We start from the raw sequence: 24,200 nt of genomic DNA on the forward strand, positions 1-24,200 counted from the left end.
ATTAGCTACATAAAATTTCAAAAATAGATGCCGGAACATTTTCTGATGGATGTTCAACTTCTATTATTATTCCTTTTGTTATTATTTTTGAATCAAACTTCCAAGTATTTATGGTTTGATAATTCCCTTCTTTTTGAACTAATACTGTTCCGTTTAAATCTTTAATTGTATACTTTCTCACACAAAACGGGGCCACTTCTTCTGGATGTCCCATTAAAGTAGATTCTAGCGGATGATCGTAATCTGGATCTAAAAACAACTTAATTTCTGAAAGCTCTTTTTCTGAATCCCATTCAATTTTTAAACTTGGTTTTTTATCTTCTAAACTAGCACTCCAAGCATTTACAGTTCCCCAAGGACGTACATATCCATTTCCAATATTTGAACTATCAAAAGCTTCAATTGCAGGAGAAATTTCCATTGCTATATTCTGACCTTCAGGTCTACGTTGAGGAATCCAAAACTCAAATGTATCAACACCAATTCCGTCTGGAGGTGTTTGTTTTCCGTTATTTGAAACCGCTTTATTTACACCATTGAATACAGATAAAACACCAGAATAGCGCTTGTTACTATTTTTAAAATACACTTTTTTATTAGACATAAATGTCACAAAAGCATACTGATTTTTAGCTACCGAACCAATAAATTCAAACTCAACTTCTTGTTCTCCTTTTTTAATATTAATGATTTGCTTTTCGATAATTACCTCTGGAGCGTAATTTTTAGACCTTTCTGAAGTTCGTAACTGAACTTCTATTTTAGTGTCTTCGTCTGCTTTTACTAATACCTTAAACTTGTACTTTTCACTTGCTTTAAAAGGCAATAATTGCGCTGCCGAAGTAGCGAGACTTGTCCATTCTCCATCAAAAGGAATTTCACTTAATTTCAAATTTGATGAACTTGTTATACTTGCCTCATTTACTAAATTACTTTCTTGTTGAATTGGAATACTAGGAATACTTTGCCCTACTAAATTTAATTCATTTTGTAGTGTTTTAAGCAATCCGTTATCTAAAATATCTGCAGGGTTTACATTGTTTTCAATACAAACGGCAGCTGCCATTCCAACAGCTTGCGCACACAATCCTGTTGTTGCCATAACTCTTGTAGAGCCAAAAGCAACGTGCGTAGCACTTATAATTCTTCCTGCTAAAAACAGATTATCAATATCTTTACTTACAAACGAGCGATAAGGAATTTGATATACTCCTTTTGAATGCCATTGCGTACAAGCAGACAATTTACTATAAACTCCTTCTGCAGGATGTAAATCAATTGCCCAACCACCGTGAGCAATAGCATCATCAAATTTAGTTTGCCCTAAAACATCTTGTTGTTTCATCATATACAAACCTTCAAAACGACGACTTTCTCGTTTTCCAGGAACGGTTCCAACCCATTCCAATGTCATATTATCTACATCTTCAAACTCTCCAGAATTTTTAATATAATCCCAAACTCCGTAAATTACTTTCCAAAGTTCATATTTAATTTCTTCGGTATCGTGAATGGTATCTCCATCTCCACCATATTCAAACCACCAAAAACGACAACCTTTATCATCTTTTCCAATAGCCTTATAACGCGGTATTTTTTTGATGTCTTTCAATGCAAATTCTGGCGCTACAAACTTTACAGGCTTGTCTGTATTCTTGCTATAAAAATACATAGAGTGTCCTAATAATTCTCCGTACGATTTATCTGGCGCAAATAATTCTCCAAATTCTTCTTTGCTTTCTGCCCCCATTCTAAATGAAGCTCCAGCTTTAAAAGCTACAATTCCATCACCTGAAGCATCACAAAATAATGGTGCATTTATAACGTACTCTGTACAATTTTGAGGATTGAATGCTTTAACCGATTCAATTTTAGTATCACCAGATTTTGAAACATCATACACACTTGTGTTTAATAATAATGTGATGTTTTTTTCATTCAAAACTTTTTCTAATAAAACTGTATCAAAAATTACAGCATTTCCTTCTTTGTTTCTATATAAATTTTCAACTAAAATTTCATCCATTACACCACCTTCACGAGACCAACGATTGTTGTTCCCCATATGCGAAGTTGCTCCTAATATCCATAATCTAACTTCTGAAGAAGCATTTCCTCCAAGTACTGGTCTATCTTGCACCAACACCGTTTTAGTTCCTTTTCTTGCTGCGGTAATTGCTGCACAAACTCCTGCTGTACCTCCACCAATAACTACAAACTCACTTTGTAATTCTTCAACCTTATTAGATCTTACCTCCTTGTTAAACCCCTTAACTAACATTTATATCTTTTTTTTGAATTTTTAAAAATAATATAGCTTCCCAAAATAAGTACTAACGCTCCCATTCCAGTAACCAATAGTGTTGGATTTCCTTCAAGCATTGATATAATAACAATCAATACCCCTGTTGAAGCAACTCCAATTCCTATAACTCTTCCTCCTTTTTTATTTCCTCCTTCAGACTCTTTAGCATCTTGAGGTGCTTTTGAATCTACTATTTTTAAATAGCTTGCATATTGAGATGTATCTGATTTTTTTGTTCTGAAATAAACTTCAAAAATGAATAATAATAACATTGGAATTCCAACGCCAGCCGTCATTTCCATTGCTCTGTTTAAACTATATTCAAACATTGAAGGCATTACAAACTTGAAAAATGAATTCACAACCAACGAAACTATCGTTACTACTAATACACTTTTACCTGTTTGATATTTTGAAAACAACGCTACTAGTGGCGGTAAAAACATAGCTCCACCAGTTATGGCTGCTAAACTCATAACAACCTCAACAATTCCTCCCATATAAGGCACTAATAAGGCTACAACAATTGTAATTAAACCTAATCCAATAGTTGCCAATCTTCCAACCTTCACTAATTTATCTCCGCTAGTTTCTGGATAAAAATGTTTATAAACATCATTTGCCAACACACCTGCAGAAATATTTAATGTAGTATTTACAGAACTTGATGTTGCGAAAATCATTCCCCCTAACATTAAACCTAACATTCCAATTGGTAATACTTCTTTACACATTAAAAGGTAAGCTCCTTCATCTGCCAAACCACCTAAATCAGGATTTAACACTTTATAAATCATTGGTGGCAACATCCAAATTAGCGGACTAATTGTATATAAACCTCCAAATAACCAACCAACTTTTTTAGCATCTCTAGGTGTAGCAACACTCGTATATCGTTGTATATAGGCCCAGTTTCCTGCAATAAAGAATAAATTATACAATCCAAAAGTTACCATAAACTCCCAAGAATATTCGGTATTTGTAAAACTGAAAAAATTATCAGGAGCTTGCGCTATAAAATTATCTATTCCACCAATTTTATCAAAAGACAAGGGAACTACAATTAAAACAGCTGCGGTTAATACCACAAATTGTAACACATCGGTCACAATTACTGCCCATAAACCACCAACAGCCGTATAAATTAATATTAAAACTCCTAAAAATATGATGCTTACTGAAATTGGAATTCCTGTTGAAACCTCCACAATTTTTGCTACAGGATATAAAAATGCCCCTGTTGTAAATACTGAAATTAAAAGAAATAAGTAAGTGTATATTTTTTGAGTATTATAACCCAGTCTATCTGTAATAAATTCAGCAGCTGTTAAGGCTTTTGTTTTTTGCCATTTTGGAGCAATTACAAAACCAATTATTAAACCTGCTATGCACATTGTCCATTGTATGGTAACTGCAACCCAACCACTACTGTATGCTATGGAACCCCAAACTACAAATGTACCTGCTGAGAAAAAACTCATAAATAATGATAAACCACTCATCCACCAAGGTAAAGCTCCGCCAGCAGCAAAGAACGATTTCATATTTTTTCCAGACTTTGCAAAACTCAATCCGCAAATAAATACTAACAGTGTAAAAATTAGTATAACCGCAATATCAATACTACCCATAATTTCATAATTTTATTTCAAGTAAATTTAACAATGATTTACTCTTTTTTAAGGGAAATACACATTTGTTGCATTATAATAGATCATATGTTCTAATTTTCTTACCGAGAACGTTCTCGGTAATATAAATTTTTACTATATTTAAAGCAATGAAATATATTACTATAAAAGATATAGCTAAAAAATTAAACACATCAGTTTCAACCGTTTCTAGAGCGTTTAACAATAAATCAGATATAAGCGTTAAAACAAAGGAGCTTGTTCTGAAAACAGCTAAAGAAATGGGGTACCGTCAAAATAGGATGGCGAAAAATTTAGTGCAGAAGAGATCTTTTAATATTGGTATTGTAGTTCCTGAATTTGTAAATAGTTTCTTCCCAGAAGTTATCATAGGTGCTCAAGAAGTGTTTTTTAGTAAAGGATATCAGGTGTTAATAACGCAATCGAACGAATGTTTTGAAACCGAACTAAAGAATGTTCAATCCTTAGAAAATAGTATGGTTGATGGAATGTTAATTTCATTATCTTCAGAAACAGCTAATATTGATTATTATCAAGATTTGGTAAATAGTGGGTTTCCAATAGTGTTTTTCAATAGAACTTATAAAGAAATTAAAGCCTCAAAAGTACTATTCAATGATTATAAATGGTCTTTTTTTGCTACTGAACATTTGATTAGGCAAGGGTATATAAATATTTATCATTTACAGGGCGATAATACGTTGTCGCTCTCTAAAGAGAGAAAACGTGGTTTTTTAGACGCTCATAAAAAGCATCATTTAACCGTTAGAAAAGATCAAATAATCGCTTCTGGTTTTAATTTAGAAGACGGTGAAAAAATAGCAAAATATTTAATAAAAAAGAACAGTATTCCTGATGCTATTTTTGCTGCGACTGATCCATTAGCTATTGGAGCAATGAAAGTTTTTAAAGCAAATGGATATAAAATACCTAAAGATATTGCTTTCACTGGTTTTTCAGAATCTAAATTAGCAACAATTATTGAACCCCAATTAAGTTCGGTTAAACAACCTACATTTAAAATAGGAATTGAGGCTGCTAAATTACTCATTGATCAAATTGAAAATGGTAATGAGAAAAACTACGCACCGAAAATAATTGTTTTAAATGGAGAATTAAATATTAGAGAATCTTCCAGAGATGTAAGTGGTAAAATTATTTAATTTGAATCTATATAGTGTTTTACGTTAATGCACCGTATTAAGGGATTTGTTAGATTAATCATATGTGGTAGTATTAAAATTATATCTCATATCATTGTTGAGGATGTTTGAATACTTTTATTCTTTAAAAGTTTAAAGAATAAACGTATTTAAATAAATTGAAATGAATTTTTTAAAAGTAAGCAGTTTTGGAGTTTTTCTAACTATTTTTTTGATGATTTCCTGTACTGAAAAAAGAAAAATAAGTAGTATGTCTGATCAAAATTTCAACAAAGATTGGCTATTTCAAAGAGGAGAAATAAAAAGAGGAGAATCAATAGTTTTTGACGATTCTAATTGGAGAAATTTAAATCTTCCTCATGATTGGGCAATTGAAGGTCCTTTTGACAAAAAATATAACGCAAGAACAGGCGGTTTACCAGTTCATGGAGAAGCTTGGTATAGAAAGCATTTTGTAGTTTCAAAAGAAAATAAAGGTAAAAAAGTCTCTATCGAATTTGATGGAGCAATGAGCAACGCAAAAGTTTGGTTAAATGGAGAATTTGTTGGCGAAAGACCTTATGGATATATTGGATTTGAATTAGATTTAACGAAACAGATTAAGTTTGGAGAAGACAATGTAATAGCTGTTCAATTAAACCCAGAAGATTTATCAGCACGTTGGTATCCAGGAGCTGGAATTTACAGAAATGTACGTTTAAAAATAAATAACTCTATTCATATTCCACAATATGGAACTTTTGTAACCACTCCAAAAATAACAAAAGAAAAAGCAACAATAAACATAGAAACAAAACTAGAAAACTATGGAAGTTCAGCTTCTGATGTCGTTTTAAAAACGATTGTAAAAAACAAAGAAGGAAATGTAGTTGCAGAAAATACTTTAAAGGTAAATCTTAACAAAAACTCAACAGACAATGTTGAATTAACTGTAGAAAATCCAGAATTCTGGGATATTTCAAATCCAATTTTATACGAAGCTACAACTAGTGTTTTTGTAAATGATGTTTTAGTTGATGAATATGCTACAGAATTCGGAATTAGAACAATTGAATTTGATAGAAAAAAAGGTTTTTTATTAAATGGAAACGCTGTTGAATTAAATGGAGTTTGTATGCATCATGATCAAGGTCCTTTAGGATCTGCAATTAACTATAGAGCAAAAGAAAGACAAATGCAAATTATGCAAAGTATGGGTGTAAATGCATTGCGTACAAGTCATAACCCTCCTTCACCAGAAATTTTACAAATCTGTGATAAATTAGGAATTGTAGTTATTGTTGAAGCTTTTGATGAATGGAAAATAGGAAAGGTTAAAAATGGTTACAATAAGTTTTTTGATAAATGGCATGAAACGGATTTAAGAGATATGATTAAACGTGATCGTAATCATCCATCAGTAATTATGTGGAGTATTGGAAATGAAATTCTAGAACAAGGAAAAAAAGATGGATGGAAAGTAGCTAAAATGTTAAACGACATTTGCCATGATGAAGATAATACAAGACCAACAACTGTAGGTTTTAATTATTATCCAGCGCCTTTTGATAATAAATTAGCCCAATTTGTTGATATCGTTGGAATGAATTATTGGCCAGAAAACTATAAAGAAATTCTAGAAAATAATCCTGATATGATTGTTTATGGTTCAGAAACATCATCACAAACAAGCAGTAGAGGTGTGTATCATTTACCGATTGAATTTAAAGAAAAACACGAAACAAATCACGTATCTAGTTATGATGTAACTGTTGGTCCACCTTGGGCGTATGCACCAGATATTGAGTTTGATGCACAAGCAAAAGAATCTAGATCTTTGGGTGAATTTTTATGGACTGGTTTCGATTATTTAGGAGAACCAACACCTTATGGAGGAAGAGATAATTCTTCTCATGGTTACTGGAATGATGACTGGCCATCACGCTCATCTTACTTTGGACCAGTAGATTTAAGTGGTTTTCCAAAAGATAGATTTTATTTATATCAAAGTCAGTGGACAAAAGAACCTATGGTTCATGTTCTACCACATTGGAATTGGGAAGGAAAAGAAGGTGATAAAATTCCTGTTTTTGCCTATACAAATGCAGAAGTAGTTGAGCTTTTTGTGAATGGAAAATCTTATGGTAAAAAAGTAAAAGGGAAAGATTTAACTAAAATTCCTTCAGAATATCATGAGTTTGAAAAAGGAATGTACAAAACCAAGTACAGGTTATCTTGGAAAGTTCCATATCAACCAGGAAGCATAAAAGTTGTTGCATATAATGGCGGTAAAGAAGTTGCAACTAAAGAAATAAAGACAGCTTCTAAATCAGCAAAAGTAACGCTTGTAGCAGACAGAACAGAAATTGATGCAGATGGTTCAGATTTATCATTTATAACCGTAAAGATTGAGGATAAAGACGGTAACCTAAGTCCGATGGCAAAAAATTTAATAAAATTTAAAATTGAAGGTGAAGGAACTTTAGCTGCAGTAGGTAATGGAGATCCAACATCATTAGCTTCGTTTCAAATTCCAGAAAGAAAAGCATTTAGTGGTAAATGTTTATTGGTTGTAAAATCAACTGAAAAATCAGGTGAAATTAAAATCACAGCTTCTTCTGAAGGATTAGAATCTCAAGTTATTATTGTAAAAACGAACTAAAAATTGAAGTTATGTTTAAAAATAAGGTTTTAGTATTACTATTTATTTCGTTCATTTTTAGCCTCACTTCTTGTAAAAAGGAGGAAGAAAAAAAGCAATCTGTGTTTCCTCAATTCTTACCAAAGGAGAAACCAAATATGAAATTAAGTAAGGCTGTAAATAGATTGTATGACAACTATACAGCTGTAAAACCTCAAGAAAACGAATTATTTTCTCAATTTAAGTATACAGAAATAAAAGGTTTTGATTATAACAATCATGATGGAACCATAACACGTAGAGATCCTTCAAAAATAATATTTAATGCAGGAAAATATTACGTTTGGTATACCTATAGAAACACATCAACACCTCCTCAAGGAGCAGAAAAAAGTAACGATACAATTCCTTCAGCAGATTGGGATTTATCAGAAATTTGGTATGCAACAAGTAAAAATGGTTTTACTTGGGAAGAACAAGGAGTAGCTATAAAAAGACCAGAAAAGCCTTTTGTTGGTTGGCGTTCTGTTTCTACTGCAGATATTTTGGTTTGGAAAGGTAAGTATTACCTTTATTATCAGGGTTTTAAACAAGCAAGTGGTAAACGTGGAGATGATTGCCCAGTTGCAGTTTCATTTGCAGATTCTCCAAATGGACCTTGGACTCCTTACAACAAAGAAGTAATACCCAATGGAGAGAAAGGTTCTTGGGATCAATTCTCAATTCACGACCCTTATCCTTTAGTCTATAAAGGAAAAATCTATTTGTATTATAAATCAGATTTTGGAAAAACAACAGATTGGATAAGAATGCAAGGTCTTGCGACTGCAAATAATCCTTTAGGACCATTTACAAAACATCCTCTAAATCCTGTTATGTCATCAGGTCACGAAACCACATTATTTCCTTTTAAACAAGGGATTGCTGCTTTGGCTTATAAGGATGGAAATGAACATAATACAATTCAGTTTTCAGAAGATGGTGTCAATTTTGAAATTGCTTCCATCACAGAATTAATGCCAATTGCTGGCGCACCTTATATAGCTGATGCTTTTACCGATACTAAAGATGGAAGAGGAATAACTTGGGGATTATCTCATTTTATTGGAATGGGAGGAAGAGGAAAATGGCATTCTAAATTAGTTCGTTTCGATTGTGATTTGAGTTTAGATATTAATGATTCTCAAATGAAAAAATCTACAGTATATCATAGTCCAGAAGTGTATATGAAACAAGGATTAAATAAAACTCAATTAAAAAGGATTGAAGAAGAAAACAAAAAACTAAATCTCGATAAATAAAATTGTTAGATAAAATCAAACATAAAAGTTTACTCGTTTTAACTATAATACTGATTCAATTTTCTTGTTCAGAGAAAGAGATTGCTCTAGAACAAAAAGTAAAACCTTTTTCTACTGTTAAGGTTGATAAAAAAGTAGATAGTATAATGAGTAAGATGTCTTTAAATGAAAAACTTGCTCAAATTGAAGGGATTCGTCCACAAGATGTAATGGTTGATGGAAAATTATCTTTGGATAAATGCCGTGAAATAATTCCAAACGGAATTGGTCATTTTTGTCAATTTTCATCAGGATTAACCAAATCACCAAATGAGTTAAGAGATTTTGTTCGCGAAATTCAAAACTATTTAATAACCGAAACTTCTTCAAAAATTCCTGCGATTTTTCACGAAGAAGCAATAACAGGATTTGCAACACAAGGCGCAACAACATTTCCACAACAAATAGGAATGGGTTGTACTTGGAATTCAGAATTAATTACTGAAAATACAACTTCAACAAGAAAAAACATGCGTGCTGCAGGAGCAACTTTTGCATTGTCTCCAATGCTAGATATAAGCAGAACTGCACATTGGGAACGTTTAGAAGAAAGTTATGGTGAAGATTCATACTTAACTTCTAAATTAGGATTAGCATTTGTTAAAGGTTTACAAGGAGACGATTTAAAAACTGGAGTTGCAGCAACAGTAAAACACTTTGTTGGTTATGGAGCTCAAAATAATAATCCAAAAGAATTGTATGAAGAGTATTTAATGCCTCACGAAGCATTAATTAAAATTGGAAATGTGAAAAGTGTAATGCCTTCTTATGGTAAATATAAAGGTCAAGCTGTAGTTGCAAATAAGGAAATGTTAACTGGTATTTTGAGAAATCAAGTTGGTTTTAATGGAATTGTAGTTAGTGATTATGGTGCAGTAAATTTAACTTATCACGGACATAAACAAGCTGAATCTCCAATGCACGCAGGTGCAATGGCTTTAAATGCAGGGACAGATATTGAGTTACCAAAACCAAAATGTTTTCCATTATTACCAGAAGCAATTGAAAAAGGACTTATTTCAATGGAAACTGTGAATGATGCTGTAAGACGCTCATTAATTATGAAAGCTAATTTAGGTTTGTTAGATAAGAATCCTAAAATTGGAGTTGATGGTAATTTAGATTTTGATCCACCAGAGAATAGAGAATTAGCTTATCAATCTGCAACTCAATCAATCGTTTTATTAAAAAATAACGGAATTCTTCCACTTAAAAAAAATGCAAAAAGCATTGCTTTAGTTGGCCCAAATGCATCAAGCGTTTATGGTTTGTTGGGAGATTACACGTATCAATCTATGATATCTTTTTGGTGGAGTAAAGAGTTTGATAAGAATAATCCAAAATTGGTTTCTCTAAAGGAAGGCTTAGAATCTAGATTAGATAAAAGCGTTGTAAACTATGAAAGAGGTTGTGATTGGAGTGCAGCATTAGAATCTAAAATTAAAACAGATTTTGGAGATGATAGACTGAGCAAGCTTAAAATGATGGCGATTAAAGATGAGCTACAACCAGATTTAAAAAATGCATTAAAAATTGCTGAAGAGAGCGATGTAATTATAGCTGCAGTAGGTGAAAATATATACTTGTGTGGAGAAGGTAGAAAACGAAAAGGAATTAGACTTCCTGGAGAGCAAGAAGCATTTGTAGAGCAATTAATTGCTACAGGAAAACCTGTGGTTTTAGTGATTTTTGGAGGAAGACAACAATTAGTAAGCAAGTTTGAGGGTAAATGCGCCGCAATTTTACAAGTTTGGTTTCCTGGTGAAGAAGGAGGAAATGCGATTGCAGATATTTTAACAGGAAAAGTAAATCCTTCAGGAAAATTATGTGTGAGTTATCCTAAAACAGAAAGTAAACAAGAAGTAAATTATAAGAACGGATATAATAAAGATAACCAACCTCAATACCCATTTGGATTTGGTTTGTCTTATACAAACTATAGTTACAGAAATTTTAAAATGAATTCTTCAACAGACATTAATGAAGAACGATTTGAAATCTCTTTCGATTTAACAAATTCAGGAGGTTTTGATGGAACAGAAATTGCACAATTATATGTTTCTCCAAAGGATAAAAACTCAACAATGAAACCAATTCAATTAAAAGGTTTTCAAAGAGTGAAGTTAAAGAAAGGAGAAACTAAAAAGGTAATTTTTAAAGTATCTCCAGAACAGTTGGTTCAATACAAAATGAGTCAATGGATTATAGAATCTGGAAATTATGAATTTAAAATTGGAGCTTCAGTTTCTGATATTAAATTAAGTGGAAATATAGAAATTAAAGGAAAAGACAAAATACTTCCAAATGGAAGATTTGTGTTTTTCTCAGAAAACGAACAAAGTATCATATAATAAATAATAGATTATGAAATTAAGAGCATTATGCATCGTAACAATTCTGTCTTTAAACATCGTGAATGCCCAAAAGGATGTGAAGCAGAAAACAGAGAAGTTTGAAAAAAGTTGGGAATCTTTAGCAAAAGTTAATCAAGTTCCTGATTGGTTTCAAGATGCTAAATTCGGAATTTATGCACATTGGGGACCTCAATCTTCAGTATTTGAAGGTATAGATCCAAACAAGTGGTATGGTGGTTGGCACGGTATGCAGATGTATCAAGATGGTAAAGTTGTGCCTACAAAAAACGGCAAGCCAACAAATAATTTTTTACATCATAAAGAAAAATACGGACATCCCAAAAAAGTTGGCTATACACAAGTAATTAAGCAATTTAATCCATCAAAATTTGATGCAAAAAAATGGGCAGAGCTTTTTGAAAAATCAGGAGCAAAATTTGCAGGACCTGTAGCAATGCATCATGATAATTTTGCAATGTGGGACAGTAAAACAACTCGTTGGAACTCTATGAATTATGGAGGCATTGATCCATCAGCAACATTAAAAAAAGAAATTGAAGAGAGAGGAATGAAATTTATGGCTTCTTTTCATCACGCATTTACTTGGAAATTCTTTGCACCTGCACACGCACACGGAAATATTAAAGCAAAAGATTATGATTTATATACATCACCTCACTCTTTAGAATCGGATACTCCAGATGATCGTTTTTATAAAGAATGGTGGGCTAAATTAAAAGAATATATAGATGTTTATCAACCAGATTTAATTTGGTTTGATTGGTGGTTAGAAAATATGACGGATGAAAGTCGTCAAAAGTTTTTAGCATACTACTATAATAAAGGAATTGAATGGAATAAAGAAGTTGCTGTAGCATATAAAGAAAGCACTTTTCCAATAGATACTGCAATTAAAGATTACGAAAGAGGAAGACCAAATCAACCTAAAAATCCAGCTTGGTTAACAGATACTTCTCCTGGAGCTTGGTTTTACAGACCAAATGCAAAATTTAAATCACCAAATGAATTAATTGATATTTTGGTTGATATCGTTTCAAAAAATGGTGTAATGTTATTAAATGTTCCTCCGAATCCTGATGGAACTATTCCTCCAGTAATGGCAGATTTATTAATTGACATGGGAGATTGGTTGAAGATAAATGGTGATGCTATTTATGGCACAAGACCTTGGACAATTTTTGGTGAAGGACCAACAAGATTACCAGAAGGAGGACATAAAGTTGAAAAGCATAAAATTGAATACACAAATAAAGATATTCGATTTACTAAAAAATCAGATAAGGAGTTTTATGCAATTGTTTTAGATAAACCTCAAGATAAAATTGTAATTAAGTCTTTAAGTACACAAATTGGAGTTTTAAATTCTAAAATTGAAAAAATCGAACTTTTAGGAAGTAAAGAGAAAATTGTATGGGTTAGAAATGAAGAAGGTTTAGTAATTACTGCTCCAAAATCTTATCCATCCGATTATGCATTTTCTTTCAAAATTATTATGGAAGGATATACTGAAAATAATATTGGAGGTGGTGTAGAAGCTCACAAAGATTAATAATTTATAAAATGAGAAAACTCCTTTTTTTGTTTCTTTTCGGGCTGAATTATATGCAGGCTCAAGAAAAACCAAATATCATTTTCATCCTTACTGATGATCAATCTTATGGTATGATGGGATGTACAGGTAATGATATTGTACAAACTCCAAATATTGATACTTTGGCAAATGAAGGAATTTTATTTACTAATGCTCATATTACAAGTGCTATTTGCACACCAAGTAGAATCTCAATTTTATTAAGTCAATTTGAACGTAAGCACGGTGTAAATTTCAATTCAGGAACTAGTGTTTCTGACGATGCTTGGGAACAATCATATCCTATGGTTATGAAAAAAGCGGGTTATTATAGAGGTTGGGTTGGTAAAAACCATGCTCCAATAGGAGAAGGTGGTTACACAAGTGGTTTAATGGATAAAAGTTTCGATTATTGGTATGCTGGTCATGGCCATTTGAGTTTTTATCCAAAAAACAGACATAAAATTTTTAATGATGCAATTGCAACAACGCAACCAGAAATTATTAACGAAGGAATTAATGATTTTTTAGATAATAATGAAAGAAAATTAAAAGGAGCAATTCAATTTTTGGATGAACGTCCAGAAGACAAACCTTTTATGCTGTCAGTTAACTTTAATTTACCACACGGTGCAAGTACAAGCACTATGAAATTAAAGCCAAATGATGATGAAATTTACAAAACATTATATCGTGACAAAGTAATTCCATTACCAGAAAATTACATCGCTAAAAAGGATATTAAAACCCCAAAATTACCTTCAGATTTATTAAAAGTTGAAGATAGACAAGAAGGATATAATTACGTTGACACTCCAGAAACCAACAAGGAAAGATATATTCGTCAGCTACAGGCCATGACAGGTATAGATAGATTAGTTGGTAATTTAAGAACAAAGCTAAAGGATTTGAAAATTGATAAAAACACCATCATTATTTTCACTTCTGATCACGGATTATTTATGGGCGAACAAGGTTTAGGAGGGAAATCTTTATGTTATGAAAAAACAACACACGTTCCACTTATCGTTTTAGACCCTAGAGTTAAAAGAAAACATAAAGGTTTAAAAAGTGATGCTTTGGTACAATCTATAGACATTGCTCCTACAATGCTTTCATTTGGAGGAATTAATATTCCGAAGGAGTTTCAAGGAAAAGATATTTCTCATTTTATAAAAGGTGATAAAAAAGAAGTAAGAGATTTTGTTTTTACAGAAAACTTATGGTCTACACAATTTGGTAATCCAAGATGTGAAAGTGTTCAAAATAAAGAATGGAAATACATTCGTTATTACAAGAATAACAATTTTTCAGCATCAAAAAAGAAAGCTGTTGCTAAGGAGTTAGGAATAAATGTAAATAAGATGTTGTATGCGGTTCACGATCCTGATATCGGAGTTTACAGAGATTATGTAGAATCGCCTTTGCAAGGAGAACAACCTGTTTATGAAGAATTATATCATTTAAAATCAGATTCTAATGAGTTTTATAATTTAGTTGATAACACAAAACACAAACAAATACTTGAAGGTTTAAGAAAAACTTGGAAAGAAGAAATTATAAAAGCAAGAGGAACAGAAATTCCTAAAGTTTTTAGATATACAAACGATAGTCATCCAAAAGGAGGTCATTAAAACAGCACATTTTAAAAAACTAAAATATGAATTCACTATTAAAACTATTAATTTGCGTCCCTTTTTTACTAATTTCATGCGCAACAGTTTCAACTATTAAACCAGAAGCGCCAACTTTTCTAAAAGGAGAAGACCCAAAACCTGCGAATACACAATGGAAGTTAGTACAAAACATGTCTGATGAATTTGAAGGCGATAAAGTAGATGAAAATAAATGGCAAATATCTGGGCAAGGTTGGATTGGTAGAGCGCCAGGTTTATTTCTAGCAGAAAATGTTAACGTAGTTGATGGAAGTTTGCAAATTACCACCAATGTTTTACCAAAAAAGATAATAAAAAAAGGACAAGAATATACGTATGGCGGCGGTTATGTCGGATCCAGAAAAGGTAGAACTTATGGCTATTACGAATGCGAAATGAAAGCTAACAAAACATTTATGTCATCAACATTTTGGATGATCAATGACCGAAAAGATGCAAGTGGTTGCGATCAAAGAACTACAGAGTTAGACATTCAAGAATGTGTTGGAGAAATCGTTAACGAGGCTGAATGGATGAAGAACTTTGATCAGCGAATGAATTCGAATACACATAGTCGCGATATTCCAAAAGGATGCGATTATAAAAAAGGGTCCAATAAAGGCGGAAGTTCAACGAGTGGTAAAGTTTACGATGATTTTCACGTTTACGGTGTTTGGTGGAAATCTAAAGACGAAATTTTATTCTTTTTAGACGGTAAATTTCAAGTTAAAGTAAAACCTCCTGCAGATTTTGATATAGAAATGTATTTAAGATTGGTGGTAGAAACTTACAATTGGAATAAAGCTCCAGAAGATGGAGGCATGACAGGATCAAAAGCAGATAGAACAACAATATATAATTGGGTACGCTCTTGGAAATTGGTTAAAAATTAGAATATATATTTATATGATTAAAAGTAATTTGAATAATAGTTGTTTTTTTAATAAGTGGAGCCTAATAACATTATTTGTTAGTATATTATTTTTGTTTTCATGTAATGAAAACCGAAAAATCGAATACAATATCACAGATTTTGGAGCAAAAGCAGACGGAATTACATTAGACACAAAAGCAGTCCAGAATGCAATTGATGAATGCTCAAAAAAAGGAGGAGGAAAAGTAATTATTCCTTCTGGAAAAACGGTTTTAATTGGTACAATTTACTTGAAAGATTTTGTAAATCTGCACGTAGAAAATGGAGCTATATTACTTGGTAGCTCAAATATTGAAGATTATACTACAGACACTCACAAGAATATGTACAAAAACGAACCTCATATGGATCGTTGTTTAATTTTTGCCAATAACGCAAAATCATTTGCTATTACAGGTTTAGGTACTATTGACGGAAATGGATATTTTAAGAACTTTACAAGTAAAACTGGTCGTCCAATGATGATTCGTTTTATAAATTCTAATGACATTACATTTAAAGATATTACGTTAAAAAATCCTGCAGCTTGGACATCTGCTTGGTTGTATTGCAACGAAATTGTAGTTGAAGGAATTAAAATTGTAAGTAGAGTAAATAATAATGGAGATGGTTTAGATTTTGATGGATGCACAAACGTAAGAGTTTCAAACAGTTCTTTTGATACCAGTGATGATTCCATTTGTTTACAAGCATCTTTACCTAATAAACCTTGTAAAAACGTAGTAGTTACCAACTGTACTTTTACAAGTAAATGGGCAGGAATGCGCATAGGTTTGTTATCGAGAGGAGATATTGAATCTGTAACTGTTAGTAATTGTACTTTTAATGATATTGAAGATTCTGGTCTTAAAATTCAACTAAATGAAGGTGGAGAAATGAAAAATATGACTTTCACTAATTTGGTGATGAAAAATGTTCCAAGACCTATTTTTATGACGTTTGCACAACAAAAAGCTTGTGTAGATGCTCCAGAAGAAATGTATCCGATGAAAGCGATGCATCATTTTATTTTTGATGGAATTATAGCAGACAATAGCAAGCTTGATAAAAACTCTGCCATTTTTATTACAGGAATGCCAAATAATTATATCACAGATATTCAATTAAATAATATTCAAATGATTTTTGCTGGAGGAGGAACAAAAGAAGATGCTTCAAATGAAATAAAAGAATATACGCTTGATGTTTTAGATGGTTGGTGGCCAGAGTTTCATTTAGTAGGTACATTGCCTGCTTCTGGCATTTATGCAAGACATATAAAAGGTTTAAGTATAAATAATGTTAGTGTAAATCTCTTAAATGAAGATAAAAGACCACTTGTTGTTTTTGATGATGTAATTGATAGTAATGTTGGTTCATTATTCTTAAACCGAAAGAAAGTTAAAAAGATTAATTAATGAACCTAAGAATTACATATACTTTATTCCTTTGTTGGTTTTTGATGATGTCTTGTAACAATCAAAAACCGGGATACAACATCACAGATTTTGGTGCAAAAGGAGATAGTTTAACCATAAACACAAAGTTCATTCAAAGTGCTATTGATAAATGTGCAGAAAATGGTGGAGGAACTGTTTTTATAAAAAAAGGAATTTTTATTAGCGGAACAATTCTATTGAAAAGTAACGTAAAATTGCACGTTTCTGAAAACGCAAAATTAGTTGGTAGCTCAAATCCTAGAGATTATATAAGTATAGATGGTTTTGTTGATGCAACTGGTCAAGAAAGAGGAAATTGTTTAATTGGCGCAAAAAATGCAACAAATATTGGTGTTTTAGGAAAAGGAATTATTGATGGAAACGGAATTGCATTCACTTATAAGAAACTTCAAGAGAAAATAAAAGTATTGAATTTGAATGATGAACAGAAAAAAGGTTTTGGAAGAAATCGCCCTTTTTTATTGCGTTTTGTAAAGTCTTCAAACATCAATTTAAAAGACATTAATTTAAGACAACCTGCAGCTTGGACTTGCCATTTTTATCAATCTAATTCCATATTGGTTGATAATGTAAAAATATATAGTCACTCAAATCATAATAATGATGGAATTGATATTGATTCAAGTTACGATGTCATTATCAAAAATTGTGACATTGACACAGGTGATGATGCAGTTTGTGTAAAAACTACAAGCCCAAAACCAAGTTATAATATTGATGTTTCAAATTGTAATTTAAAAAGTGATTGGGGAGCCATAAAATTCGGAACAGAATCTATGGGAGATTTTTATAACATCAATATAAAAGACTGTAAAATTTACGATACAAAAGGCGGAGGTATCAAATTATTATCTGTTGATGGCGCAAATATGCACAATGTAACAATTGATAATATTGAAATGCAGAATGTAGATATGCCAATATTTATAAGACTTGGAGAGCGTTTAAGAACCTATAGAAATGCAGAAAAACAAGATGTTGGAAGTATCAAAAATGTAACTATCAAAAATATAAAAGCAACAACTAGAGATTTGAAAAACTCAAGAGTTTCATCACCAACAGGAGTTTTTATTACAGGTACACCTAATCATAAAATAGAAAGTATAACTTTAGAAAACATTGATATCACTTTACCAGGAAGTGAAGATAATTTAGTTCTAAAACCAGTTTTAGAAAACGAAAAAGCATATCCAGAATTTAACTTTTTTAAAGTTTTACCAGCAAATGGATTGTTTGGAAGACATATAAATAAATTAAATATTAAAAACTTGAAGTTTACTTCAACTTCAAACGATGTTAGAGAAGAAATTGTTCTAGAAGATGTTGTTAGGAGGTTAATAAATTAAGAATATGAGAAAATTAATAAATAAAAATATGAGAATTTTAAGCTACTTAATAGGAGTCTTTCTTTTGATTTCCTGTTCAAAAGACAACTCAGGAAGAGTTGTAGAAGATTTTAATGCCAATTGGAAATTTAATTTAGGAGAAAATGTAAATTCTTTTAAACTTGATTTCAAAGATAATGATTGGAGAACCTTAAATGTTCCTCACGATTGGAGTATTGAAAAAGGATATCAAAAAGAAGGAGCAACAGCTGCCAGTTCTGGTTTTGTTCCTGGAGGAATTGGTTGGTATAGAAAATCATTTACATTAAGTGAAGTAGATAAAAACAAAGAAATTACAATTTTATTTGATGGTGTTTACAATAATTCTAGTATCTGGATAAACGAACAATTTTTAGGAAAAAGACCTAATGGTTATAGTTCGTTTTCATACGATTTATCAGAATATTTAAAATTTGATGGTTCAGAAAATGTAATTGCTGTAAAAGTAGATAGAACTACTTATGTAGATTCTCGTTGGTACACAGGTTCTGGAATTTACAGAAAAGTAAGATTGATTAAAAAAGCAAAACTGAATATTGCACAATGGGGAGTTCAAATTACAACTCCAGAAGTTTCAAATGAAAAAGCAATTGTTAGCATCAATACTAATCTTAAAAACAACAATATAAAAGCTTCAAACTTAAGTTTAAAATATAGTATTGTTGATGCAAGTGGAATAGAAATAGCGTCAGAAAAAGTGAATTTAGGTGAGAAGACTGAAGTTCCATCAACTAAAATAGAAGTTACAAATCCACAACTTTGGTCAACAGAAAAAGGAAATTTATATCAATTAAAAGTGTCTTTGTTTCAAGGGGAAACTTTATTAGATAATGATACTCAGAACTTCGGAATTAGAACTTTTAAATTTGACGCAGATAAAGGGTTTTCTTTAAACGGAAAAAAAGTAAAAATTAAAGGTGTAAACTTACATCACGATGCTGGTGCAGTTGGTGCTGCAGTGCCTAAAGGTATTTGGGAGTATAGAATTCATAAATTAAAATCAATTGGAGTAAATGCAATTCGTTTTGCTCATAATCCTCACGCAGTAGATTTATTAGAAGTATGTGATAAAGAGGGAATTTTAGTAATGAACGAAGCTTTTGATGAGTGGCACGTACCTAAATTAAAGAGTAAAGCATATTTAGGAGATAATGCTGCTTCAGAAATTGTATATCCAGAAACAGGTAAAAAATCTAACCCAGATTTAAAAGGTTCAAAGGGCAAAGACATAAATGCAAAAGGAATAGATGTAACAGATGGTTATTCAGAAGTTTTTAATGAATGGTCTGAGCGTGATTTAAAAGATTTAATTCGTAGAGATTTCAATCATCCATCAGTATTTATGTGGAGTATTGGTAACGAAATCGAATGGACTTTTCCTCATTATTCTAAAACATATAATGATGTAAATGGAGCGTCTGGAGCTCAAGGTTATGAATATGTACCTAATTATGATCAAGAAACTGTAAAAAAAGCATTTGACAAAAATATTACTGATGATCCTTTAGCAAAAACTGCAAAACAATTAGTTGCTTGGGTTAAAGAAATGGATACAACTAGACCAGTAACTTGTGGTAGTGTATTACCTTCAATAGGTATGGTAAGTGGTTATGGAACTGCTGTAGATGTTTATGGTTATAATTATAGAGCAGCAGATTACGATGCTGCACATAAAGAATATCCTAATTTAAAAATTTTAGGTACAGAAAACTGGGGAAGTTACAATGAATGGAAAAGTATTAACGAACGTGATTTTGTCGCAGGAATTTTTTGTTGGACAGGCTTTGCATATTTAGGAGAAGCTGGTCCTTGGCCACGTAAAGGTTTAAATATTTCGTTTTTTGATTTTGCAGGATTCAAAACTCCAAGAGGTCATTTTTATGAAACACTTTGGATAAAAGATCCAAAAGTTTATATGGTTACAACGCCAGTAAATGAATCAGAATTTTCTTTTACTAAAAAAGATGGATGGAAATTCGAGATGCAATTAACACCTCCTCCTGTTTGGAAGATGTTACGTAAATGGGAATGGTATAAAGTATCTCCTAAATGGAAATACAACAACAATGAAGAAATTGTTGTTCAGACGTATACAAATTGTGAAGAAGCAGAACTGTTTTTAAACGGAACTTCTTTAGGAAAACAAAAACTAGCAGATGTTGTAGAAACAGATCACATCTTAAAATGGTTAGTACCTTATACAGATGGAGAATTAAAAGTTGTTGGTTATAATGATGGTAAAAAAGTAGATGAGTATATTTTAAATACACATAAAGATGAAGTTGCAAAAATTAATATTTCATCAACAAAAACTACTTTAAATGCAGATGGTTATGATATTTCAGTAATTACAATTGAATTACTTGATGAAAATGGAAACTTAATTATTGATGCAGATAAAGAAGTAACATTTAATGTTTCTGGAGAAGCAACAAATATTGGTATTGATAATGGTTGGGAGATGAATGTGCAATCTCATAAAACAAATAAAACTGTAACTTATCAAGGAAAAGCAATTTTAATTATCCAATCTACTAAAAAAGCAGGTAATATTAAAGTTACAGCTAAAAACAAAAATGCAATTTCTGCGACTATTACATTGAATTCAAAATAAAAAAATGAAAATGAAGTTTTTGAAGTATGCTACGTTTGTTCTGTTTGTTTTGCTATCTGTAGTTTCGGTTTTGGGGCAAAAGAAAAAGCCAAACATTATTTTTATAATGTCAGACGATCACACATCACAAGCTGTTGGCGCTTATGGCGGACGATTGTCAAAATTAAATCCGACACCAAATATCGATAAATTAGCTGCGGAAGGCATTCGTTTTGAGAACGCATTTTGTACTAATTCTATTTGTACTCCAAGTAGAGCAAACATTATTACGGGTCAATATTCACAAACAAACGGAGTTTTAGATTTAGATATTCATTTAGAAAACAGCAAACAATATTTACCAAAAGAGTTAAAAAAACTTGGTTATTCCACCGCAATTATTGGGAAGTGGCATTTATACACAGAGCCAAATTTCGATTATTATAAGGTTTTACCGGGTCAAGGAAAATATTTTAACCCAACTTTTATGGAAAAAGGTCAGGGTGAATATCCAAAGAATATAGTGAAATCAAAAGGTCATTCTACAGACGTAATTACAGATGCTTCCATTGAATATTTAAATGAAGTTGATAAATCTAAACCGTTCTTTTTAATGCATCATTACAAAGCGCCACACGATAAATTTGAGTATGCGCCACGTTATGCCGATTATTTAAAAGATGTAGAAATCCCTGAACCTGCGAGTTTATACAATCAACCAAACTTTGGTTCTGCGGGTGTTTTTGGAGAAGATAATGATTTGAAGAATTTTATAGGAACTTCTGTTTCCCCAAGAAATACAAATGCCAATAATCATAGTAATTATTCAAAATTATTTTTTAAAAACGAAAAAGATCCAAAGAAAAGTACACATTTGGCATATCAAAAATATTTAAAAGATTATTTACGATGTGTAAAAGGTGTCGATGATAATTTAGGACGGTTATTTACCTATTTAAAAGAAGCAGGGTTGTGGGAAAACACCATAATTATTTATACAGGAGATCAAGGAATGATGTTAGGAGAACATGATTTTGTAGACAAACGTTGGATGTATGACGAATCTATGCGAATGCCATTTATTGTGCATTATCCTAAAGGAATTGATAAAGGAATGGTAACAGATTTATTGATAAATAATACCGATTATGCGCCAACTATGATTGAACTTGCTAGAGGTGAAAAACCTACATATATGCAAGGCGAAAGTTTTATAAAAACCTTAAATGGCGAAAGTGAAACGGATTGGCGAGAAGGAACTTATTACAGATATTGGATGCATATTATTCATCATTATGTGCCAGCTCATTTCGGGCTTCGAACCAAAGAACACAAACTTATTTTCTATTATGGGAAACATTATCTGTCTGAAAATGAATTTGAAGGTCATTATTGGAAAACCCAATATAAAGATGTAAACAAAGAAACACCGCATACTTGGGAGTTTTACGATTTAAAAAATGACCCAGAAGAATTACATAATAAATACAATGACCCAGCTTACAAAAACATCATTTCTAAAATGAAAGTGGAGCTAAAAAAACAACGTATTGAGTTGAATGAAACAGATGCGAAATATCCAACAATTCAAGCAATTGTTGATAAACATTGGAATGATTAATTTATAAATTATGACGAAAGTAAGATTAGTGTTTTTTATCAGTAATCATTTTTTGTGATGAGAAAAAACCTATAAATGGAATGAATGGCTTTACAATATGATAGAAAAGGAATTGAATTTTAGAAATAAAAGCAAAAAAATAGAGTCTAATTAAGCTAAAAAAAATATTTCAATGAAAAAATACACATTCATTTTATTGCTATTTATTGTATGTAATTTACAATCTCAAAATAGTAATATTTCAACCTTTAAAAAAGGAGATAGAATTGTTTTTATAGGAAATAGTATTACGCATGATGGTAGATATCATAACTTTTTTCAGATATATAATGCAACTCGTTTTCCTAATGAAAAAGTAGCCTATTTCAACGCTGGTATTGCAGGTGATGTTGCTAATGGAATGATTCGTCGTTTTGAAAGTGATATTTTGGTTCATAAACCAACTCATGCTTTTTTAATGACAGGTATGAATGATGTAAACAGATGGTTATACACAGATAAAAAACCAGATGCTAACAATTTAAAACAGCGTCAAGAAACTTTAGATAAGTATATTTTACAAACCGAAGAATTGGCAAAAAGATTGGTAGAAAATAACATCAACCCAATTTTTATTACTCCATCAATCTACGATCAGACAGGAATACAAAACACAACCAATGATTTTGGTACAAATGATGGGTTGTCAACTTTTGCCCTTCATATAAAAAGAATGGCAAAAAAATATAATGCTCCTTTGGTTGATTTTCAAAATATTATGTTATCAATTAATAAAAAAGAACAAGCAAAAGATTCTACTTTTACAATAGTTGGTCCAGATAGAATCCATCCTCAAGATATAGGTCATTTAGTAATGGCTTTTGAAATGATTAGAACGATTGCACCAACAGAATATATATCTAAAACAATAATTGATGCTCGTAAAAATAAAGTAAAAGAATCTTTTAATAGTGAAGTGGTTTTTGAAGAAAAATCTAATGATTTTGAGTTTAAAATGTTAGAGAAATCATTGCCTTTTCCTATTAAAGAAGCTTTTCAAAAAGTGAATAAATTAGTGCCTTTAAATAAAACACTAAACAATGAAATCTTAGTTGTGAAAAGGTTAAAAAAAGGAAATTATAAACTTTTAATTGATGATGATGAAATAGGTTTTTTTGCTTGTGATGACTTAAAAAGAGGAATCAATTTGGCAAATTATCAAAACACACCTCAGTATAAGCAAGCTATTAAAGTTTCGGAGATTGTAAATGTATATCATAAAACACAAGACAGTTTAAGAAACATCACTTTTGTAGAATTTAAAATGATGGGTGACTATAAAGGTGATAATACATTGGCTTCTAAAAAAGAATTCCTAATTGCTAAAAACGAAAAAGACATTGGTAAAAGTTGGTACGAATGGAATAAGAAAAACATTCAAAAATACTTTGTAATTCTTCCAAAAGAAAAAGAGTTATGGAGGAAACTAAAAATGTATAGAGATGAAATTTATACAGCTAATAAACCTAAATGGCATCGTTTTAAATTAGTGAAACAATAATTATTGAT

Annotated in this window: 14 protein-coding genes; 12 read left to right on the forward strand and 2 right to left on the reverse strand. The window is 31.3% G+C overall.

The window, feature by feature from the left end; all coding sequences use genetic code 11:
* Position 1 precedes the first annotated feature (1 nt).
* Complete coding sequence (locus BTO07_RS16075) at positions 2-2,281, reverse strand: FAD-dependent oxidoreductase (protein ID WP_087522198.1); 2,280 nt, start codon at positions 2,279-2,281, stop codon at positions 2-4.
* Positions 2,275-3,849: a sodium:solute symporter family protein gene (locus tag BTO07_RS16080; RefSeq protein ID WP_232457050.1), complete on the reverse strand. Its 1,575-nt coding sequence runs from the start codon at positions 3,847-3,849 to the stop codon at positions 2,275-2,277. The genes BTO07_RS16075 and BTO07_RS16080 overlap by 7 nt, the downstream gene beginning before the upstream one ends.
* 236 nt (positions 3,850-4,085) lie before the next feature.
* Between BTO07_RS16080 and BTO07_RS16085 the strand changes: the two genes are divergently transcribed.
* From BTO07_RS16085 to BTO07_RS16140, 12 genes are all read left to right on the forward strand, one after another.
* On the forward strand, positions 4,086-5,120 hold the full coding sequence (locus BTO07_RS16085; protein WP_087522200.1) for a LacI family DNA-binding transcriptional regulator: 1,035 nt from the start codon (positions 4,086-4,088) through the stop codon (positions 5,118-5,120).
* A 250-nt stretch (positions 5,121-5,370) separates the two neighbouring features.
* Positions 5,371-7,761, forward strand: coding sequence for a beta-galactosidase GalB (gene galB / locus BTO07_RS16090; protein WP_232457051.1), 2,391 nt, complete (start codon positions 5,371-5,373; stop codon positions 7,759-7,761).
* 11 nt (positions 7,762-7,772) lie between these two features.
* Entirely contained in the window at positions 7,773-9,041 is a 1,269-nt protein-coding gene (locus tag BTO07_RS16095) for a glycoside hydrolase family 117 protein (RefSeq protein ID WP_157663364.1), read from the forward strand.
* 2 nt (positions 9,042-9,043) lie between these two features.
* Positions 9,044-11,431 (forward strand): glycoside hydrolase family 3 N-terminal domain-containing protein, encoded by a 2,388-nt coding sequence (locus BTO07_RS16100; RefSeq protein WP_087522202.1) that lies wholly within the window; start codon positions 9,044-9,046, stop codon positions 11,429-11,431.
* A gap of 13 nt (positions 11,432-11,444) precedes the next feature.
* Complete coding sequence (locus tag BTO07_RS16105) at positions 11,445-13,004, forward strand: alpha-L-fucosidase (protein ID WP_087522203.1); 1,560 nt, start codon at positions 11,445-11,447, stop codon at positions 13,002-13,004.
* A gap of 11 nt (positions 13,005-13,015) precedes the next feature.
* Positions 13,016-14,659, forward strand: coding sequence for a sulfatase-like hydrolase/transferase (locus BTO07_RS16110; RefSeq protein ID WP_087522204.1), 1,644 nt, complete (start codon positions 13,016-13,018; stop codon positions 14,657-14,659).
* A gap of 26 nt (positions 14,660-14,685) precedes the next feature.
* The gene (locus BTO07_RS16115) at positions 14,686-15,573 is read left to right on the forward strand and encodes a family 16 glycosylhydrolase (protein WP_087522205.1); all 888 of its coding nucleotides are present in this window, start codon (positions 14,686-14,688) and stop codon (positions 15,571-15,573) included.
* A gap of 91 nt (positions 15,574-15,664) precedes the next feature.
* The gene (locus tag BTO07_RS16120; RefSeq protein WP_232457052.1) at positions 15,665-17,011 is read left to right on the forward strand and encodes a glycoside hydrolase family 28 protein; all 1,347 of its coding nucleotides are present in this window, start codon (positions 15,665-15,667) and stop codon (positions 17,009-17,011) included.
* The gene (locus tag BTO07_RS16125; protein WP_087522207.1) at positions 17,011-18,399 is read left to right on the forward strand and encodes a glycoside hydrolase family 28 protein; all 1,389 of its coding nucleotides are present in this window, start codon (positions 17,011-17,013) and stop codon (positions 18,397-18,399) included. The genes BTO07_RS16120 and BTO07_RS16125 overlap by 1 nt, the downstream gene beginning before the upstream one ends.
* A gap of 4 nt (positions 18,400-18,403) precedes the next feature.
* On the forward strand, positions 18,404-21,052 hold the full coding sequence (locus BTO07_RS16130) for a sugar-binding domain-containing protein (protein WP_232457053.1): 2,649 nt from the start codon (positions 18,404-18,406) through the stop codon (positions 21,050-21,052).
* A 106-nt stretch (positions 21,053-21,158) separates the two neighbouring features.
* The gene (locus BTO07_RS16135) at positions 21,159-22,652 is read left to right on the forward strand and encodes a sulfatase family protein (protein WP_232457054.1); all 1,494 of its coding nucleotides are present in this window, start codon (positions 21,159-21,161) and stop codon (positions 22,650-22,652) included.
* 172 nt (positions 22,653-22,824) lie between these two features.
* Positions 22,825-24,192 (forward strand): SGNH/GDSL hydrolase family protein, encoded by a 1,368-nt coding sequence (locus tag BTO07_RS16140; protein ID WP_087522208.1) that lies wholly within the window; start codon positions 22,825-22,827, stop codon positions 24,190-24,192.
* Positions 24,193-24,200: the final 8 nt, after the last annotated feature.

The organism is Polaribacter sp. SA4-12 (genome assembly GCF_002163675.1).
GTDB lineage: Bacteria > Bacteroidota > Bacteroidia > Flavobacteriales > Flavobacteriaceae > Polaribacter.

What these genes read in the sequence shown, in the direction of transcription:
- BTO07_RS16075 (WP_087522198.1), bottom strand. Translation starts at nt 2,281, where the DNA reads ATGTTAGTTAAGGGGTTTAACAAGGAGGTAAGATCTAATAAGGTTGAA.
- BTO07_RS16105 (WP_087522203.1), top strand. Translation starts at nt 11,445, where the DNA reads ATGAAATTAAGAGCATTATGCATCGTAACAATTCTGTCTTTAAACATC.
- BTO07_RS16095 (WP_157663364.1), top strand. Translation starts at nt 7,773, where the DNA reads ATGTTTAAAAATAAGGTTTTAGTATTACTATTTATTTCGTTCATTTTT.
- BTO07_RS16085 (WP_087522200.1), top strand. Translation starts at nt 4,086, where the DNA reads ATGAAATATATTACTATAAAAGATATAGCTAAAAAATTAAACACATCA.
- BTO07_RS16140 (WP_087522208.1), top strand. Translation starts at nt 22,825, where the DNA reads ATGAAAAAATACACATTCATTTTATTGCTATTTATTGTATGTAATTTA.
- BTO07_RS16135 (WP_232457054.1), top strand. Translation starts at nt 21,159, where the DNA reads ATGTCAGACGATCACACATCACAAGCTGTTGGCGCTTATGGCGGACGA.
- galB (WP_232457051.1), top strand. Translation starts at nt 5,371, where the DNA reads ATGTCTGATCAAAATTTCAACAAAGATTGGCTATTTCAAAGAGGAGAA.
- BTO07_RS16130 (WP_232457053.1), top strand. Translation starts at nt 18,404, where the DNA reads ATGAGAAAATTAATAAATAAAAATATGAGAATTTTAAGCTACTTAATA.
- BTO07_RS16080 (WP_232457050.1), bottom strand. Translation starts at nt 3,849, where the DNA reads ATGAAATCGTTCTTTGCTGCTGGCGGAGCTTTACCTTGGTGGATGAGT.
- BTO07_RS16125 (WP_087522207.1), top strand. Translation starts at nt 17,011, where the DNA reads ATGAACCTAAGAATTACATATACTTTATTCCTTTGTTGGTTTTTGATG.
- BTO07_RS16110 (WP_087522204.1), top strand. Translation starts at nt 13,016, where the DNA reads ATGAGAAAACTCCTTTTTTTGTTTCTTTTCGGGCTGAATTATATGCAG.
- BTO07_RS16115 (WP_087522205.1), top strand. Translation starts at nt 14,686, where the DNA reads ATGAATTCACTATTAAAACTATTAATTTGCGTCCCTTTTTTACTAATT.